Source organism: Clostridium sp. CM038 (assembly GCF_055081105.1).
This window is the reverse complement of the sequence record NZ_CM143651.1, coordinates 2,159,613-2,177,097: the sequence shown is the minus strand read 5'-3', so window position 1 is coordinate 2,177,097 and position 17,485 is coordinate 2,159,613. Positions and strand designations below refer to the sequence as shown.

Sequence of the window (17,485 nt, the reverse complement as noted above, 5' to 3'; positions counted from 1 at the left end):
CCACTTATATAAGTGGAAGTATATACCTTGATTTTACTTTAGGGGGAATAACTGTGGATTTAAAAAATAGTATAAGAATAATAGAAAATTTTCCGAAAAAAGGTATCAGTTTTAAAGACATAACTACGTTACTACAAGATGGTAATGCACTTAAGTACACTATAGATGGTATGGTAGCATATTTAAAAGATAAGCAAATAGATGTTATAGTGGGACCAGAAGCAAGAGGGTTTTTATTCGGTGTACCAGTGGCTTATGCTCTTGGCGCAGGATTTGTACCAGTTAGAAAACCTGGTAAGTTACCTTATGACTCAATAGAAATTGAGTATGCCCTTGAATATGGCACGGATAAACTTGAAATTCATAAAGATGCAATAAAGCCTGGACAAAAAGTAGCGATAGTCGACGATTTACTTGCGACGGGTGGGACAGTTGTAGCAGTAACAAAACTTATAGAGCAAATGGGTGGAGAAGTTGTTTCCTTAAACTTTGTAATTGAATTAACAGAGCTTAATGGAAAAGACAAATTGCAGGGTTATGATATAAAGTCTCTTGTAAAATATGATATTTAGTTCTTATTTAAATTTAGTGTAGTGAATTACTAAATTAAAATTGCAAAATCCTACAAGATATTATATAATATTAGTAAAAAGTATTGGCTGGTTATTTAACCAGCCTTTGATTTTAGGAGTGTATAAGCATGTTAGAAAAATTGTTACATAAGATTGAAACTAATTGTAATGCTGTAGACAAAGATCTTATTATTAAAGCCTTTAATTTTTCTTACGCTGCACATAAAGAGCAAAAGAGAGAGTCGGGTGAGCCTTATATTGTGCACCCATTAGAAGTAGCCTGCATTTTAGCAGAGATGGGACTTGATACTAGCACAATTGTTGCAGGTTTGCTTCATGATGTAATTGAAGACACCGTATATTCTTTTGATGATGTAAGCAGGGAGTTTAACATAGAAGTAGCAAATTTAGTGGAGGGTGTAACTAAGCTTGGACTAATAAAATATAAGACTAAGGAAGAGGAACAAGCTGATAATGTTCGCAAAATGCTCTTAGCCATGGCAAAGGATATTAGGGTTATCCTTATTAAGCTTGCAGATAGACTTCATAATATGCGAACGCTTAAATATATGCCAGTTGCAAAGCAAAAACAAAAGGCAAAAGAAACTTTGGATATTTATGCACCTCTCGCTCACAGACTTGGAATGTCTAAGATTAAATGGGAACTCGAGGACTTATCACTCAGGTATTTAAATCCGAACGAATATTATAATTTAGTAAGAAAAATTGCAGAAAAAAGAGCTGAGAGAGAAGAAAATATAGATAACATAGTGATGGAATTAAAGTTCAACTTAAATATTGTTGGAATAGAAGCTGAAATGGATGGAAGACCAAAACATTTTTACAGCATTTATAGAAAGATGGTTACTAAAAATAAGACTTTAGATCAAGTTTTTGATTTAACGGCAGTTAGAATTTTAGTAAATGATATTGGAAATTGTTATGCAGCTCTAGGTATAGTGCATACTGTGTATAAACCAATTCCTGGAAGGTTTAAAGACTATATTGCAATGCCAAAACCCAACATGTATCAATCATTACATTCAACGGTGATAGGACCGCACGGGAAACCTTTTGAAATACAAATTAGAACATACGAGATGCATAAAACAGCAGAATATGGCATTGCAGCTCATTGGAAGTATAAAGAGGGGATAGAGGGCAGTGGAGAGCAAAATTCTGACCCTAAATTTTCATGGCTTAAGGATATTCTTGAGTGGCAAGGGGAAACTTTTGACGCAGAAGAGTTTATGGAAGGGTTTAAAACTGATTTGTTTTCAGATGAAGTTTTTGTATTTTCGCCAAAGGGTGAGGTTATTAATTTACCACTTGACGCAACGCCAATTGATTTTGCTTATAGAATTCATACAGATATAGGGCATAAGTGCATGGGTGCGAAAGTAAATGGAAGAATGGTACCTTTAGAATACCACTTGAAAACTGGAGAAATAGTTGAAATTGTAACTTCATCTACGCCTAAGGGACCTAGTATTGATTGGCTGAATATTACAAAGAGCAATCAAGCTAAGAGTAAAATAAAAGCTTGGTTTAAAAAGGCTAAAAGAGATGAGAGTATTGAAAAAGGTAAAGAATTATTAGAAAGGGAATCTAAGAGACAAGGATATAATTTTGGAGAAATTGCTAAGGGCGAAGCAATAGAAAAAATATATAAGAAATATAATTTTAGAACTGTAGACGATTTATTTGCTTATGTTGGAGTGGGAGATATTATGCCTCCAACTGTAATTAATAGGTTGAGAGAGAGTTTTGAAAATAAAAACAAGCAAGAGAATATGACCATTGAGGACATTGAGCAAAAGATAACCAAGAGTGAATGTAAAGATGATAAAAAAATAATGGATTACCAAGGTCTAATAGTTAAGGGTGAGGGCAATTTACTTGTGAGGTTTGCTAAGTGCTGTAATCCAGTTCCAGGTGATGAAATAGTAGGGTACATCACTAAGGGACGAGGAGTTTCTGTTCATAGACGCGATTGCAAAAATGTTGAAGCTTTAATAAATAGTGAAATAAATAAAGTGGTTGAGGTAAGCTGGGGAGCGCCCGAAGGAAAAGGCTATATTACCGAGATTCAAATTAAAGCTGATGATACGTATGGACTATTGTCTCATATTATGGAGATAATAACGCTTACAAAAACACAATTATACTCAATCAATGCAAAAACTTTAAAAAATAATGTGGCTTTAATAAATATAAAGCTACGAGTTGCTGATATTGAGAATTTGAAAGAACTACAAAAGAAAATCACTAAGTTAACGGGTGTAATGGAAGTTTATAGAATAAAAAATTAAGAGAATTGTTTTGCTTAATTTAGGAGAGGAATATTTATGAGAGCAGTAGTGCAAAGAGTTAAATCATCAAAAGTTGAAGTTAGTGGTAAATTAGTTAGTGAAATAGGTTTTGGATTAAATGTTTTACTTGGAATCTGCGAAGGCGACACGGAGGATGATATAAAATTCCTAAAGGATAAGATATTAAACCTGAGGATTTTTGAAGAAGATGGGAAAATGAGTAAGTCATTAATAGACGTAGGGGGGGAACTTCTTGTAGTTTCTCAATTTACGTTATATGGAGATTGCAGAAAAGGTAGAAGACCAAATTTTATGAGAGCTCTTGGTGGAGAGCAAGCTGAAATATTATATTTAGAATTTGTTAAGCAGTGTAGTGAAGTGTTAGGTAAAGTTAAAACTGGAGATTTTGGAGAAGATATGCAGGTTTATATACAGAATGATGGACCAGTAACCTTACTTTTAGAGAGTAAAAAAGACTTCTAGGAGGATTAAAATGGAAATTAGAAAAGTTGTTACAGGAATATATGGATCAAATTGTTATATTGTAATGGATAAAAACACCAATGAAGCGATAGTGTTAGACCCAGGTGGAGATGTGGATGATATTGTTAAGGCCATAGATACTATAGGTGCAAAAGTTAAGTATATACTATTGACACATGGACATCTAGATCATACATCAGGAGTCGCGCAGCTTAAAACCATCACAAATGCAGTAGTGTGTATGAGTAAAAAAGACGATGATTTAATAACTAAAGGCGTAAATTTGTTTGGGCCGCTTATTGAAGGTGGAGCAGATAAGTTACTAAAGAATGGGGATATAATAAGAATTTCTAATTTGGAAATTACATGTATAGATACACCTGGACATACACCTGGTGGTATGAGCTTTTTAATAAAAAACTGTGCTTTCACCGGAGATACTCTTTTTGCAGGTTCAATCGGAAGAACAGATTTTGCAGGAGGAGATTTTAATACTATAATTACTAGTATAAAATCAAAGCTTTTATGTCTGCCAGAGAACACTATAGTGTATCCTGGTCACGGACCATGTAGCACGATAAATAATGAAAAATTAAACAATCCATTTTTACAGAATTAATATAAGGGATAATAGCACAAGGAATTTTATAAGCTATGTTTCATTAAGGAGTTAGGATGATTAAGGTAAAATTAAATAACGCAGAATTTAATTATGATGTATATCAAATCATAAATTTATTTTTTTTATTTCCAGATATTAAATTTGTTGAAGAAAATTATGATTTTAATATTGAAGTAAAAGAAGATATGGTAGTTATACAAAAGGGTTTTGAAAGTTTTGAGTACACAATTAATAAATTATACAAACTTAAAGAAGAGGTTAAAAAAGCTGTTTTCTTATATTTTTCAAAGGATACAACGCGTGAGCTACCGTGGGGAACTTTAATAGGAATTAGGCCTTCTAAAAGAGCTCTTGAGCTACTCCAAAAGGATATTTCTGAGAAGGATATCATAGCTGAATTTAAAGAAAAACATATTACAAGGGAAGATAAGGCGCGGCTTTGTATTGATGTTGCAAAGTTTGAAAAAAATATTGTAAACAAAGAGAAAGACAATATAAGTGTTTATATTGGTATGCCTTTTTGCCCTACACGTTGTTTATACTGTTCATTTGCATCTAATCCTATAAGCAGTTGCAAAAACATAGTAGAACCTTACCTTGAGGCATTGTCGCATGAAATTAAAGAGATAAGTGATTACGTTAAAGGTAAGAAGCTTAACATTGAATGTGTATATTTTGGAGGTGGTACTCCAACTTCCGTAAATGATGAGCAATTTGAATTTATAATGAAGTGTATTTATGAAGCTTTTATTCAAAATGATAATGTGAGTGAATTTACAGTAGAATGCGGAAGACCAGATAGTATTACCTTTGAAAAGTTAACTACAATGAAAAAGTATGGAGTACATAGGATAAGCATAAATCCTCAAACTATGAACGACGATACTTTGGAATTGATTGGGAGAACTCATTCTGTAAATAGTGTTAACGAAAAATTTGCTATGGCAAGGGAACTAGGCTTTGATAATATAAATATGGATTTAATAGTAGGGCTACCGGGAGAGAAGATTTCACATATAATAAGAACTTGCGATAAAATATCCCAAATGAAACCTGATAGTATTACAATTCATGGAATGTCCATAAAAAGAGCTTCAAAACTCCATGAAAATATGCTTAATAATTATAGGTTTCAAGTTCCAGCTCAAGAAGAATTAAACCAAATGTATGAGCACACTGTTGAATTATCTAAAAAACTTCATATGAAACCGTATTATATGTATAGGCAGAAAAATATGGTGGGCAATATGGAAAATATTGGATATACAACGCCTGGAAAAGAAGGAATATACAATATTCAAATGATTGAGGAGAAACAGACAGTTATTGCACTTGGTGCAGATGCAGTTTGTAAAGTTGTTTTTTTAGAGGAAAACAGACATGAAAGGTTTGCCAATATCAAAGATGTTAGAGAGTACGTAAAAAGAGTAGATGAGATGATTGATAAAAAAATTGAACTGCTCAATACTTTATATAATTGATAATTGAGAGTTGACAAATAAGTAATAAAAATAGTATTTAGAGAGGAAGGAAGTAAAATGGCAGAAGCATTAGATGGTTTAAAGAGAACCAATATGTGTGGTGATCTTAGGGAATCGCATATATCAAATAAAATAACAGTAATGGGTTGGGTTCAAAGAAAAAGAAATCTAGGAGGACTTGTTTTTATAGACTTAAGAGATAGAACAGGTTTATTACAATTAGTATTTGGAGAAGAAATAAATAAAGAGGCTTTTCAAAAGGCAGATTTAGTGAAACCAGAATACTGTATTGCTGTAACTGGGGAACTTATTAGAAGACAGTCTCCAAATGAAAATATGCCTACAGGACTTGTAGAGGTTAAAGGTGAAAACATAAAGATATTATCGGAATCAGAAACTCCGCCTATATATATAAAAGAAGGTTTAGATGCCTCAGAAAACGTACGTCTAAAATACAGATATCTTGATTTAAGAAGACCAGATATGCAAAAAATATTTATGATACGCCATAAAACAACTAAGGTTGTTCGCGATTTTTTAGATGAGAATGGTTTTTTAGAAATAGAAACACCTATGCTCACAAAAAGTACTCCAGAGGGTGCTCGCGACTATTTAGTCCCAAGCAGAAATTATAAAGGAATGTTCTATGCACTTCCACAATCACCACAATTGTTTAAACAATTATTAATGGTGTCTGGATATGATAAGTACTTCCAAATAGCAAGATGTTTTAGAGATGAAGATTTAAGATCAAATAGACAACCAGAGTTTACACAAATAGATATAGAAATGTCATTTGTTGAAGAAGAAGATGTTATAGCTGTTAATGAGGCTTTAATTAAAAAAGTATTTAAAGAAGTTGTAAATGAGGATGTTAAACTTCCTATAAAAAGAATTACATATAAAGAAGCTATGGATAAATATGGATCAGATAAACCAGATTTAAGATTTGGAATGGAAATAAAAGATATTACCCAAGAGGTAAAAGAATGTGAATTCGTAGTATTTAAAGGTGCCATAGATAATGGCGGCAGCGTACGAGCTATAAAGGTTAGTAATGCTGCAGATATGGGAAGAAAGAAGTTAGACAAATTAGGTGAATTTGTTAAGACTTATAGAGCAAAAGGACTTGCTTGGATTGCATATAAAGAAGATGGAATTAAATCGCCAATATCTAAATTTTTAAGTGATGAAGAAATGCAATCTGTTATAAATAAGGTAGACGCCAAAACTGGAGATTTAGTACTTATTGTTGCAGAAAAAGATAGCGTTGCATTGCAGTCTTTAGGGGCATTAAGATTACAGGTAGCTAAAGATCTTGAAATTTTAAAAGATAATAAAGAATTTAACTTTGTATGGGTTACAGAGTTCCCATTATTTGATTATAGCGAAGAAGAAAATAGATATGTTGCTGCACACCATCCCTTCACGATGCCAATGGATGAAGATTTACAGTATCTAGAAAGTGAGCCAGGCAGAGTTCGTGCTAAAGCTTATGATATAGTCTTAAACGGAGAAGAATTAGGTGGAGGAAGTATTAGAATACATAATTCTAAACTGCAAGAAACTATGCTTAAAGTTTTGGGATTTACGCAGGAAAAAGCATGGGAAAGATTCGGATTCTTACTAGAATCATTCAAATACGGTCCACCACCACACGGCGGCCTTGCTTTTGGACTAGATAGAATGATAATGTTCTTAGCAGGAACTGAAAACATTAAAGATGTAATAGCATTTCCTAAGAATCAAAATGCTTACTGTCCAATGAGTGAAGCTCCAAATATGGTTGATGATAAACAGCTTAAAGAACTTGGTATCAAAAAAGCCACGGAGAAATAGGATACTGGCTTATTTTTTATTTGTTTGTGACTAACTGTCAATTGTCCACTATATTGTATAGGGGAGTGGTAAAATGATAAATGAAAAAGAAAAAACAATGAATGATGAATTAGTAAAAGATATCCAAGTGAGACTAAGAAAAATTGAAGGTCAGGTTAAAGGTATTGAAAAGATGGTTTCCAGCGAAGCTTGCTGCAAAAACATATTGGTGCAAGTTGCTGCAGCTAGAGCTGCTATGAATAAAGTTGGTGCTCTTGTTTTAGAGAGATATACAAAAAACTGTCTTATACATGAAGAGGATGCAATAGAGGAAAAAAAAATCGAAGAGTTAGTTTCAACTTTCCTTATGTTTTTAAAGTAAAAAATAAAGAAGTAAAATTTGATACTAAATTTTACTTCTTTATTTTTTTGAAAATTGAACTTATGGAGGATACGAATACAATTCCAATTGCAATTGAAATTGCGCTAAATAAAGTTTCAGCACCTTTGGATAGAGCAGCATTAAAATTACCCTTTACGGCCTCGAGAGTAGAATAATACATTCCACCACCGGGTACAAGTGGTATAATTGCGCAGATTACAAATATAGTCACAGGATTTTTATATATTCTTGCCATTATTTCTGAGTAAATACTTCCAACCATGGAGGCAAAGAATAATGAGAAAACTATGGAAGCTTGTAGTCTTGAGGCAAGAAGATAGGTGAACCAGCTTATGCCTCCACCAAGGGCGGCGATTACTAAGTTTTTACCTCTAATATTAAATAGTATTCCAAAACTAAGAGAACTTAAAAAAGCATAAAAAGAATTAACAATCATATAAGAGTACCTCCAAATAATAAGAACCATGTTTTGAAAACTATACTTGTGCCTGCAGCTATAGCAATGGCTATAAATAAAGATTCTATTGTCCTAGAGATACCAGAAACTAAATCACCAGCAATAGTATCCCTTATTGCATTTGTTATGGCAATGCCAGGTGCTAGTATCATTATAGATCCTATTATTATAGTATCCATATTACCTACTAGACATAAAGACTTGGCTAAGAGGGCTATGAATGAAGCCAAAGAACCACCAAGCATGTATTTTAGAAAGCTATTTACATCTAATTTTTCTAAAAATAAACTTAAACAATTTATAAGTGCCCCAATTATAAGGGCTACAAAAAAGTCCTTATAATTTCCACCAAAAAGTAAAGTAAAAAATCCTGCGCAGATAGCAGAAAAAAATGTGGTGGTCTTCGGAGAATAAGGTGGTAAATTATTTATATAATCAATTTTTTTTCTTATATCACTCATAGATAATGGATTAGAAACTAATTCTCTAGATAGATTGTTAATCATGGCAACCTTACCAAGGTTAATTGCTCTAACATTTATTCTTCTAATTAATGATATAGTTTTATTTTCACTATTGGTTATGGAAACCATAATACCAGTAGGGGTAACAAAACTTTCAGTGATTGGTATGCCATAGGATTTACATATCATAGTGATTGTTTGCTCGACCCTGTAGGTTTCTCCACCATTTTCTAATATGATTTTACCAGCTTCAGTAGCTACATGAATGATATCATCAATATGCATGTTATCTCCTTTCAATATAAAATTAGTTTTTGTAGACTATTATAAGGCTTAAATATTTAATTTTGTATTGCATATAATAAAATTTCTACACTATTATATACCATAAATCTATTAAATAATTATTAGTTGAAAAATTATTATTATTTATTAGCAGTTGTAGTAGGTAAATTGATACGTATACATAAACGTGTATAATATGACCATGGAATTAGAAGTGTGAAAATCCTATAATAATTATAGTTATTAAAAAAATTAGAAGATTTTCATATTCTTGTTGATAAATATGCCATTAACTTTTATAATATAAGTATAATACATATTTATATAATTTTAGAGTATTATTCTTATTTATTTTAAATTATTAATGAAACCGGTTTAGTGAATTGTTTAATCTAAAAGATGAGAGGAAGGATATGACATGACGGAATATTTAAAAAACAATGATTTGAAGGTTTACGATATTATTAAAGAGGAAAATGCGAGGCAAGAGGATCATATTGAACTAATAGCTTCTGAAAATGTTGTTAGCAGAGCTGTACTTGAAGCAAATGGTTCTATATTAACTAATAAATATGCAGAGGGATATCCTGCTAAAAGATATTATGGTGGTTGTGAAGTAGTTGATAAAATAGAAAATTTAGCTCGTGATAGAATGAAGGAACTTTTTGGAGCAGAACATGCTAACGTGCAACCTCATTCAGGTTCTCAAGCTAACATGGCTGTATATTTTTCAGTGCTTAAGCCAGGAGATACAGTATTAGGTATGAATTTGAGTCATGGTGGACACTTAACTCATGGTAGTTTAGTAAATTTTTCAGGGATTTTATATAACTTCGTTCCTTACGGTGTTAATTTAGAAACAGAAACTATAGATTATGAAAAAGTGAGAGCTTTAGCTAAAGAGCGTAACCCTAAAATGATAGTTATTGGGGCGTCTGCTTACCCAAGAGCTATAGATTTTGCAGCATTTAGAGAAATTTGCGATGAAGTAAACGCATATATGTTTGTTGATATGGCTCATATAGCAGGACTTGTTGCAACAGGAGCACATGAGTCTCCAGTGCCATATGCTGATTTTGTTACTACTACAACACATAAAACACTAAGAGGACCTAGAGGTGGAGCAATTTTATGTAAAGAAAAATATGCAAAACAAGTAGACAAGTCTATTTTCCCAGGAATGCAAGGTGGACCATTAATGCATACTATTGCAGCTAAAGCTGTTTGCTTTGGAGAAGCTCTTAAACCAGAATTCAAAGTTTACATTGACCAAGTAGTTAAAAATGCAAAGGTATTGGGAGAAGAACTTTCAAAATATGGATTTAAATTAGTATCTGGAGGTACAGATAACCATCTTTTACTTATTGAATTAACAAACAAAGATATTACTGGAAAAGCAGCTGAAAAGTTATTAGATATTGTAGGTATTACTGTAAATAAAAATACTGTACCAAATGAAACTTTAAGTCCATTTGTTACAAGCGGCATAAGAATTGGTACGCCTGCTGTAACTACAAGAGGATTTAAAGAAGAAGAAATGAAAAAAATAGCTGAACTTATAAATGAAACTCTAGAAAATAGAGAAGGAAACTTAGAACCAATTAGAGAAAAAGTAGTACAATTATGTAGCAAATTCCCGTTATACTAGGGGAATAGAAACATAATATTTGTGTGTAGAGAAGGGCATATGCTTATTGGCAGGTGCCCTTTATTAAAATATGGCAGTAGAAATATTAACTCCATTATACATTACTATTGATTACTTTTATATTTTAGTTTCTGTGATTTTACACATTTATATCTTGGGTTTCAGCGTCGTTCACAGCAGTATCGTTAACTATTAATACTGATTCACAACTATTACAGATTTCAGAAGTCTCACTATTAAGTGCGGTGCAATTTGGGCATCTTATCATGATTTTAATTCCATTTGCAGATTGAGGTGATGTGTTAGTATTATGGTTAGTGTGATTTCGCTTTTGAAATAAATTTTGTAGTTTATTCTTTAATAAAATCCCCTCGTCTGATTTTAAAAGGTGCTTTATTGATTCAAATGCAATATATCCTATAATTGCCGTGTCTATTAATTCATAAGGAGTACTATATTTGGAATGCTGTATTTTTGGCAAAGAGCTAGCTAACATGATTAATTTCGAGATAGTAATAACTACAAATGATAGAGAAAGAGCAATGTACTTTTTATTTATAAAGCACAAGGCACCTACAAGCAATAATATTGTTACGCTACTGTTAATCCATATAAAGTCAGTGAAAATGGATATTGCAATGGATATAAAACTTACAAAATATAAAATGAAATCTATAAATGGCATAATAGTTTTTAAGACTTTAAAGGAATAAAGCACTTCAAGAAGATTTTGACAAACTTCATCAAAAGTTACCCCAGTTGCTTCTTTTGCCACAAGGGAATTATCCATTTCTATTATGTTTTTTATATTCGAAGAGAAAGTATTTCCTAGTGGAAGACTTTTAGGCTGCGATGAGTTAATTTTTGAGAAGCATGAATTTGAATTAGTCGCGTTTTTGTGTAAAGTTAATTGTACCAATACTCCAACTATAGAAATGGCTACACTAAGAAGTATATTAGCTAAATCACTATCTGCTTTAAGTATTATAAGTAAACTCATGCCAGCCGCGAAGCCACCTGAAACACTGGTGGAGAGAATAATTACAGTTTTTACAAAAAATATACTTAAAATACCTACCACTAATGATGTAAATATTGATAATGCAATACTTTGTGTCAGCATATAAGCTAATAAAAATCCCATAAGACCACAAAGAGTAAAAACTCCTACATTATATATCTTTAATGATATAAAAGCTCCTCCTATAGCGAATAGCAATCCGAAAAATATCCCCGCTCCTAAGCTTCCTATAATAAATACGCTGACTAATCCCCCTAGCATACCAAATATTAAAAATCCAAAAACAGCAATCCAAAATTTTAATATCTTATACCCTAGGAAACATTGTAAAATTCCAAAAATAAATAATGTGATAGCAATAAGTTTAATAGATTGGCCAGACGTAGAGCTAAATTGATCTAAAATTTCAATCATTTACATGATCCTCCCATTATAATTTTATTGTTCCTGCAAATGAAATTATAACATATATTTACAAATTATAAAATATTTTACTGAAATATATAATTAAGAATATGGGCATCTTAATATATAAGAAGAGGTGGAGTTATGAAAATTAAGATAGCATGTGTTTTATTAATAGGTATGTGTATGATAGGGTGCAATCGTACTACTGAGGTAGCAACAATGGTAGAAGATTTAAATATGTCACAAAAACAATCTGTAATATCTCAAAGTCAATTAAAAATTATAAGTGAGGTATCAGTTGTTAAGCGTGGAGAAACAGGTGTTATAACAATACAAGGAACACCGAATACATTATACAACATAAAGACTTCTTATAAATTAGCAAATAAAACAGTCTCTGTCATTCAATGGCGTACTACTGATGGTACAGGGGTTACTACATTTGATTGGGTTGTTAGCATGGGAACTATGGCTGGAACATATGATGCCACAATCTCTGGTGGAGGAGATACATTAAAAACGAATCATAGAGTTAAAGGGTAAAGTTTTTATTGTAGATTATTAAAATTTAAATAGTCATAAGAAGACGAAGGGATTACATTTTATAATCCCTTTTTTTAGTGCATAATCTCAGGAGATGATTTAACTGAAAATTATATATTTATAAACTATGATACAATTAAATAGATAAAAGTAAATAATAGCTTTTACATTATATATAGGAATACTAGGAGGATGGCTTATGAATGACTCACATATACATACAGAATTTTCTTCAGACTCCCAAATGAAGATTCAGTATGCTCTAGAGCATTCGAGGAAAAATGGAATAGGAATGACTATTACAGAGCATCTAGATTTGAAATTTCCAACAGGAACAGGTTTTGTTTTTGATATAAATAAATATCTTAATGATTATGAAAAGTATAGAAGTAGCAAGTTTATGCTTGGGATTGAAATAGGTATGCAACTAATCTGCCTAGAGGAAAATAGAGAAATAGCTCGTAAATATCCTTTTGACTATATAATTGGATCTATACATGTAGCCAAAGGAGAAGATGTTTTCAATCCGAAATTTTATGAAGGTAAAACTAAAAAAGAAGCTTTTGAGCAATATTTTTCAAGTATGATTGATTGCATAAAACAGTACGACTTTATTGATAGTTTAGGACATATTGACTATATATCTAGATATGCCACTTTCAATGATAAGGAAATACATTATCATGAATTTAATCAATATATAAATGACGTTTTAAAAGCTATAGTAAATAATGGAAAAATAATGGAAATCAATACTAGAAGATTAGGAAATAAGGAAGCATATATTAATTTGCTTAATATTTATAAAGCATACAACCAAATAGGAGGAAAATATGTAACCATAGGATCAGATGCTCATCATGCAGAGGATATTGGGAAAAGATTCTTAGAAGCTACTAGGATATGCGAGATATGTAACCTCAAGCCGGTGTATTTTAAAAAAAGAAAAATGGAATACATTTAAATGCGAAAAAGTATTTTATTTTAATGAATAGTTGATAAGTGTCCCCCTTTATTTGGTTAATAGTAAATTACTGATATGTTTTGAACTAAGGAGGACAAAAATGAAAAATAGCCAATTAATTAATCAAGTTATCGCATTGTTCTTTGTTATGGCGGTAGGTTTTTATGCTAAGAAAAAGAAGTTTCTTAATAAGGCAGTTGATAAAGGTCTATCGGAATTATTATTGAATATAACTTTGCCATTTATGATAGTTACATCATTTAATATTAAATATGAAGCAGAGATGGTTAATAATGCCCAAAAGATTTTAATATATTCTTTTTTAATACACATAAGTTTAATATTTATTAGTAAGATATTTTTCGTTAAGCTTCCTAAAAACAAACAGCAAGTATTTAGGTTCATAACAATTTTTTCTAATACGGGGTTTATGGGTTATCCAGTGCTTGAAAGCATTTATGGAGGAAAGGGCATTTTTTATGCAGCAATTTTCAATATTGCATTTAACATTTTAGTGTGGACAGTAGGGATAACGCTATACACTGGCGAAAAAGATTTTAAATCAATGAGGAAAGAAGTGGTAAATCCAGCGCTTATAGCAGTAATTATTGGCTCAATGCTTGCGGAAATGCAATTTAAGAATATCTTTTCTGATTTTTCTATATACTATGCTACAGTAGTTAGACTTTTAATAGTTCCAATGATCGTTTACGTAGTGTTAAAATTTTCAAAGGTAGATGAATTGTTACTTAACATATGTGTTATACTGCAAGCAATGCCGGCAGCGGTAATAACTGGAATAATGGCTGAAAAATACGGTGGAGATGGGTTGCTAGCATCACAGTGCGTATTTATAACTACAATAATTTCTGGGATAACTATACCTATAGTAATATTATTTTTATAGGGTAAATAAAAACAAAATTAAGAAGAGACAAGCTCCGCATAATGAGACTTGTCTTTTTGTAATTTCAGATAAAAACTAAAGTATATTATTTTTATTTACCGGTAAATGAGTTTAGAAGTTATACATCAAAAAGGGTTTTTTTCATATTTTCATATTTGGTAACATAAAAATTTTTGTTTAATGAAATTTTCTTTAGAGCATAAGCTAGGGTATCAATTTCTGAGTAAGTGTTATACAGTCCAAAACTGATTCTAACCATTCCAGGACGGCATAAATCAGGATTTGTTATGAGATTAAGTGTAAACTCATTAGAAATATTCAATAGCTTAGCAAGGTATGGCTGAGCACAAAAACACCCACTTCTCACTGAAATACCCCATTCATAGGAAAGTATTTTTGCAACTAAGGCGTGGTGAATTCCGCAAATATTAAAGGGGATTATGCTAACCCGGCCAACTCCTTTAGAAGTATCACAATAGATTTTTAAGTTTGGAATATTTTTCATTTTCAAAATAGCGTATGCGGTCAATTTTTTTTCAATACATTCCACGTTGTCCATACCAATTTTATTCAATGTTTTAATGGCAGATGCTAGAGCTATAGATCCTATAACATTGGGGGAACCAGCCTCATGCCTTTGAGGAGAGTCATCCCATTTTATAAAATCATGAGTAACAATATCTACTGTGCCACCGCCTACTAAATCGGGCTCACATTTATCTAAGAAATTTTTAGGACCGATTAATACACCGGTGCCAAAAGGGGCATACATTTTATGAGCAGAGAATATTAAAAAATCTATATTATATTCTGAATTCTTATTACTCATAATAAAAGGAGCGTGGGGTATTAATTGTGCACCGTCCACAAGTAGTTTTGAACCAAATTTATGAACTAATTTAGCGATAGCATAAATAGGGTTTTTATATCCAGTTACATTTGAAGCACCTGTAATTGTAACTAATTTTATATGATTATTATATTTATTTAACTTAGATTCTAAATCATCTAAGGACAAGCGACCATCCGCATCTACGGATATATAATCGATAATAAATTTATCTCTCCAAGGTAGGTCGTTTGAGTGATGCTCCATATCCGTTGTTAGAATAACATTTTTTTCATATGGATCGTATAATAGGGTGGAAAGCTTGTTAAAGGCTTCTGTGGAATTTTTAACATAAATGACTGTATTATTAAAATCAGCATTAACAAATTTGCTGACGATATTTCTAGAATCGTCATATAATCTAGTAGTTAGTTGAGACTTATACCCTTCACCACGGTGAATGGAGGAATACCACGGAGCAAAATCAATAATATCTTCCATGACAGATTTAAAGGGAGGTGTAGTTGCTGCATTATCAAAATTAATTGCAGTAACATTTTTTCCGGATATAAGGGGTACCTTTTTGTTTATGCCAAGTATCAAACCCCTGTAGCTTGGACTATTATCTTTACTAGACATATAATCCTCCTCGTAAAATTATTTACAGTATATAGTATTAGTCTTACGAAGAAAAGGTGACTAAAAAAAGAGAAAACTTCAGGAGGAGCTATTGCAGCTTTGTAGGTAATGATTTAAAGTCTACGATCGTTTCATAAAAAAAGTAATATATTTTGCGAAAATATATTACTTTTTGTGAGTTAATGATTTATATATTAACTATTTTATGAGCACCATCAAAATCAGAAGTTATTTGCTCACCAGTGAGCATATTCTTTATAGTAACAGTTTTATTTTGAGCTTCCGTTTCACCGATTAAAAGTACAAAAGGGATGTTTAGTTTATTTGCATAACCAAGCTTCTTTACAAGTTTAGTATCCTCAAGGTATATTTCTGTGATTACGCCCTTATCTCTTAACGCATTTGCAAGAGAAATTCCATAATCAATATTATTATCTAATGGTATTACTAGTGCTTTTGTTATTGAAGAGGTAGTGCTATTTTTAAAGAATCCAACTTCATTTAATTGATAAAATAATCTAGTAAGACCAATTGATATCCCTACTCCTGGTAGTTTTTGTTTTGTATAATACCCTGCTAAATCATCATAGCGTCCACCTGAGCATACAGATCCTATAGAAGGGTATTCGTTTAAAAATGTTTCATAAACAGTGCCTGTGTAATAATCGAGGCCTCTGGATATTTTTAAATCTATTTTAAAATTATCATCAGGAACTCCAAATAATTTAATGTATTTAGTAACTGTTGAAAGTTCACATACACCGTCTTTAAAGTTTGAATTAGAAATGTTTAAATTCTTTAATAATAATAAAATATCATCGTTGCTTCCACTGATATTAATGAATTCAAGAATTTTTTCTACGACTTCTTTACTTAAACCACTATTTAAGAGTTCCTCGGTTGCGGTTGTTACTCCAATTTTATCTATTTTATCAATAGTCTTTAAAACCTCAGATTTATCTTGGATTTCTAAAGATTCAAAAAAACCATTTAATAACTTTCTATTGTTTATTTTTATTGTGAAATTCTTAAATCCAAGATTGTTGAATATTGAATAAATAATGCTAGGTATTTCAGCATCATTCAAAATACTTAAACTGTTGCTTCCAACAATATCAATATCGCATTGGTAAAATTCACGGAAACGTCCTTTTTGATTTCTCTCTCCTCTATATACCTTACCGATTTGGTATCTTCTAAATGGGAAAGTTAAAGAACTAAAATTTTGAGCCACATATCTCGCGAGTGGCACTGTTAAATCAAATCTAAGGGATAAATCATTACTACCCTTTAAAAATCTATAAATTTGTTTTTCGGTTTCTCCGCCTCCCTTTGCTAGGAGTATTTCTGATTTCTCTATTACTGGTGTGTCTATGGGCATAAACCCAAAGCTCTCATATGTTTCCCTTATTGTATCTGCTAATTTGTTGAATTGAATTTGATCTGCTGGCAGTAACTCCATGAAGCCAGGTAAAATTGATGGTTTTACAATTTCATTTTTCATTTTTAATACCTCCTATAAAAATATAAAAAACCCCACGCAAGTGATGTACCTACGTGGGTGATATTCTTCCAAAGCTTTTTTTAAATTATACTATATATAATTAAATACTTCAAGGATGAATATGA

Annotated in this window: 16 protein-coding genes; 11 read left to right on the top strand and 5 right to left on the bottom strand. The window is 31.5% G+C overall.

Features of this window, described 5'->3' with window-relative positions:
- The first annotated feature begins 53 nt into the window (after positions 1-53).
- The 7 genes from ACWJKS_RS10040 to ACWJKS_RS10010 all read left to right on the top strand — a co-directional run bounded on the left by ACWJKS_RS10040 (position 54) and on the right by ACWJKS_RS10010 (position 7,670).
- Positions 54-572, top strand: coding sequence for an adenine phosphoribosyltransferase (locus ACWJKS_RS10040; protein ID WP_165412768.1), 519 nt, complete (start codon positions 54-56; stop codon positions 570-572).
- 128 nt (positions 573-700) lie between these two features.
- A complete protein-coding gene (locus ACWJKS_RS10035) occupies positions 701-2,884 on the top strand; it encodes a RelA/SpoT family protein (protein WP_165412767.1) in 2,184 nt (727 codons plus the stop codon).
- A 36-nt stretch (positions 2,885-2,920) separates the two neighbouring features.
- Complete coding sequence (gene dtd, locus ACWJKS_RS10030) at positions 2,921-3,367, top strand: D-aminoacyl-tRNA deacylase (RefSeq protein WP_165412766.1); 447 nt, start codon at positions 2,921-2,923, stop codon at positions 3,365-3,367.
- 10 nt (positions 3,368-3,377) lie between these two features.
- Positions 3,378-3,986 (top strand): MBL fold metallo-hydrolase, encoded by a 609-nt coding sequence (locus tag ACWJKS_RS10025; RefSeq protein ID WP_216302791.1) that lies wholly within the window; start codon positions 3,378-3,380, stop codon positions 3,984-3,986.
- A 56-nt stretch (positions 3,987-4,042) separates the two neighbouring features.
- Positions 4,043-5,470, top strand: coding sequence for a coproporphyrinogen III oxidase (locus tag ACWJKS_RS10020; RefSeq protein ID WP_216302792.1), 1,428 nt, complete (start codon positions 4,043-4,045; stop codon positions 5,468-5,470).
- Positions 5,471-5,527: 57 nt separating this feature from the next.
- Entirely contained in the window at positions 5,528-7,309 is a 1,782-nt protein-coding gene (gene aspS, locus ACWJKS_RS10015; RefSeq protein WP_462959492.1) for an aspartate--tRNA ligase, read from the top strand.
- Positions 7,310-7,382: 73 nt separating this feature from the next.
- On the top strand, positions 7,383-7,670 hold the full coding sequence (locus ACWJKS_RS10010) for a metal-sensitive transcriptional regulator (RefSeq protein ID WP_216302794.1): 288 nt from the start codon (positions 7,383-7,385) through the stop codon (positions 7,668-7,670).
- A 31-nt stretch (positions 7,671-7,701) separates the two neighbouring features.
- On the opposite strand, the gene ACWJKS_RS10005 is transcribed toward ACWJKS_RS10010, so the two are convergent.
- Positions 7,702-8,127, bottom strand: coding sequence for a threonine/serine exporter family protein (locus tag ACWJKS_RS10005; protein WP_216302795.1), 426 nt, complete (start codon positions 8,125-8,127; stop codon positions 7,702-7,704).
- The gene (locus tag ACWJKS_RS10000) at positions 8,124-8,897 is read right to left on the bottom strand and encodes a threonine/serine exporter family protein (protein WP_462959491.1); all 774 of its coding nucleotides are present in this window, start codon (positions 8,895-8,897) and stop codon (positions 8,124-8,126) included. Before ACWJKS_RS10000 ends, ACWJKS_RS10005 begins: the two co-directional genes overlap by 4 nt.
- Positions 8,898-9,315: 418 nt before the next feature.
- Between ACWJKS_RS10000 and ACWJKS_RS09995 the strand changes: the two genes are divergently transcribed.
- Positions 9,316-10,545, top strand: a complete 1,230-nt coding sequence (locus tag ACWJKS_RS09995) for a serine hydroxymethyltransferase (protein WP_462959490.1) — start codon at positions 9,316-9,318, stop codon at positions 10,543-10,545.
- 139 nt (positions 10,546-10,684) lie between these two features.
- Here ACWJKS_RS09995 and ACWJKS_RS09990 read toward each other — a convergent pair whose 3' ends face one another.
- Positions 10,685-11,980, bottom strand: coding sequence for an ABC-2 transporter permease (locus ACWJKS_RS09990; RefSeq protein WP_216302798.1), 1,296 nt, complete (start codon positions 11,978-11,980; stop codon positions 10,685-10,687).
- Positions 11,981-12,115: 135 nt separating this feature from the next.
- Here ACWJKS_RS09990 and ACWJKS_RS09985 point away from each other — a divergent pair, with 135 nt between their 5' ends.
- The 3 genes from ACWJKS_RS09985 (at position 12,116) to ACWJKS_RS09975 (ending at position 14,388) form a co-directional block, all read left to right on the top strand.
- Positions 12,116-12,517, top strand: coding sequence for a hypothetical protein (locus tag ACWJKS_RS09985; RefSeq protein WP_216302799.1), 402 nt, complete (start codon positions 12,116-12,118; stop codon positions 12,515-12,517).
- Between the two features lie 199 nt (positions 12,518-12,716).
- Positions 12,717-13,481 carry a histidinol phosphate phosphatase gene (locus tag ACWJKS_RS09980; protein WP_462959489.1) on the top strand — a complete coding sequence of 255 codons (765 nt, stop codon included), beginning with the start codon at positions 12,717-12,719 and terminating at the stop codon, positions 13,479-13,481.
- A 100-nt stretch (positions 13,482-13,581) separates the two neighbouring features.
- Complete coding sequence (locus tag ACWJKS_RS09975; RefSeq protein ID WP_462959488.1) at positions 13,582-14,388, top strand: AEC family transporter; 807 nt, start codon at positions 13,582-13,584, stop codon at positions 14,386-14,388.
- Positions 14,389-14,506: 118 nt separating this feature from the next.
- On the opposite strand, the gene ACWJKS_RS09970 is transcribed toward ACWJKS_RS09975, so the two are convergent.
- Both ACWJKS_RS09970 and hisS read right to left on the bottom strand, forming a co-directional pair.
- On the bottom strand, positions 14,507-15,856 hold the full coding sequence (locus tag ACWJKS_RS09970) for an aminotransferase class V-fold PLP-dependent enzyme (RefSeq protein ID WP_462959487.1): 1,350 nt from the start codon (positions 15,854-15,856) through the stop codon (positions 14,507-14,509).
- A 187-nt stretch (positions 15,857-16,043) separates the two neighbouring features.
- On the bottom strand, positions 16,044-17,360 hold the full coding sequence (gene hisS / locus ACWJKS_RS09965; protein WP_165412753.1) for a histidine--tRNA ligase: 1,317 nt from the start codon (positions 17,358-17,360) through the stop codon (positions 16,044-16,046).
- Between the last annotated feature and the right edge of the window lie 125 nt (positions 17,361-17,485).

What these genes read in the sequence shown, in the direction of transcription:
- ACWJKS_RS10000 (WP_462959491.1), bottom strand. Translation starts at nt 8,897, where the DNA reads ATGCATATTGATGATATCATTCATGTAGCTACTGAAGCTGGTAAAATC.
- ACWJKS_RS09990 (WP_216302798.1), bottom strand. Translation starts at nt 11,980, where the DNA reads ATGATTGAAATTTTAGATCAATTTAGCTCTACGTCTGGCCAATCTATT.
- ACWJKS_RS10020 (WP_216302792.1), top strand. Translation starts at nt 4,043, where the DNA reads ATGATTAAGGTAAAATTAAATAACGCAGAATTTAATTATGATGTATAT.
- ACWJKS_RS10005 (WP_216302795.1), bottom strand. Translation starts at nt 8,127, where the DNA reads ATGATTGTTAATTCTTTTTATGCTTTTTTAAGTTCTCTTAGTTTTGGA.
- ACWJKS_RS09995 (WP_462959490.1), top strand. Translation starts at nt 9,316, where the DNA reads ATGACGGAATATTTAAAAAACAATGATTTGAAGGTTTACGATATTATT.
- ACWJKS_RS09985 (WP_216302799.1), top strand. Translation starts at nt 12,116, where the DNA reads ATGAAAATTAAGATAGCATGTGTTTTATTAATAGGTATGTGTATGATA.
- ACWJKS_RS09970 (WP_462959487.1), bottom strand. Translation starts at nt 15,856, where the DNA reads ATGTCTAGTAAAGATAATAGTCCAAGCTACAGGGGTTTGATACTTGGC.
- ACWJKS_RS10025 (WP_216302791.1), top strand. Translation starts at nt 3,378, where the DNA reads ATGGAAATTAGAAAAGTTGTTACAGGAATATATGGATCAAATTGTTAT.
- ACWJKS_RS10010 (WP_216302794.1), top strand. Translation starts at nt 7,383, where the DNA reads ATGATAAATGAAAAAGAAAAAACAATGAATGATGAATTAGTAAAAGAT.
- aspS (WP_462959492.1), top strand. Translation starts at nt 5,528, where the DNA reads ATGGCAGAAGCATTAGATGGTTTAAAGAGAACCAATATGTGTGGTGAT.
- ACWJKS_RS09975 (WP_462959488.1), top strand. Translation starts at nt 13,582, where the DNA reads ATGAAAAATAGCCAATTAATTAATCAAGTTATCGCATTGTTCTTTGTT.
- dtd (WP_165412766.1), top strand. Translation starts at nt 2,921, where the DNA reads ATGAGAGCAGTAGTGCAAAGAGTTAAATCATCAAAAGTTGAAGTTAGT.
- ACWJKS_RS10035 (WP_165412767.1), top strand. Translation starts at nt 701, where the DNA reads ATGTTAGAAAAATTGTTACATAAGATTGAAACTAATTGTAATGCTGTA.
- ACWJKS_RS09980 (WP_462959489.1), top strand. Translation starts at nt 12,717, where the DNA reads ATGAATGACTCACATATACATACAGAATTTTCTTCAGACTCCCAAATG.
- hisS (WP_165412753.1), bottom strand. Translation starts at nt 17,360, where the DNA reads ATGAAAAATGAAATTGTAAAACCATCAATTTTACCTGGCTTCATGGAG.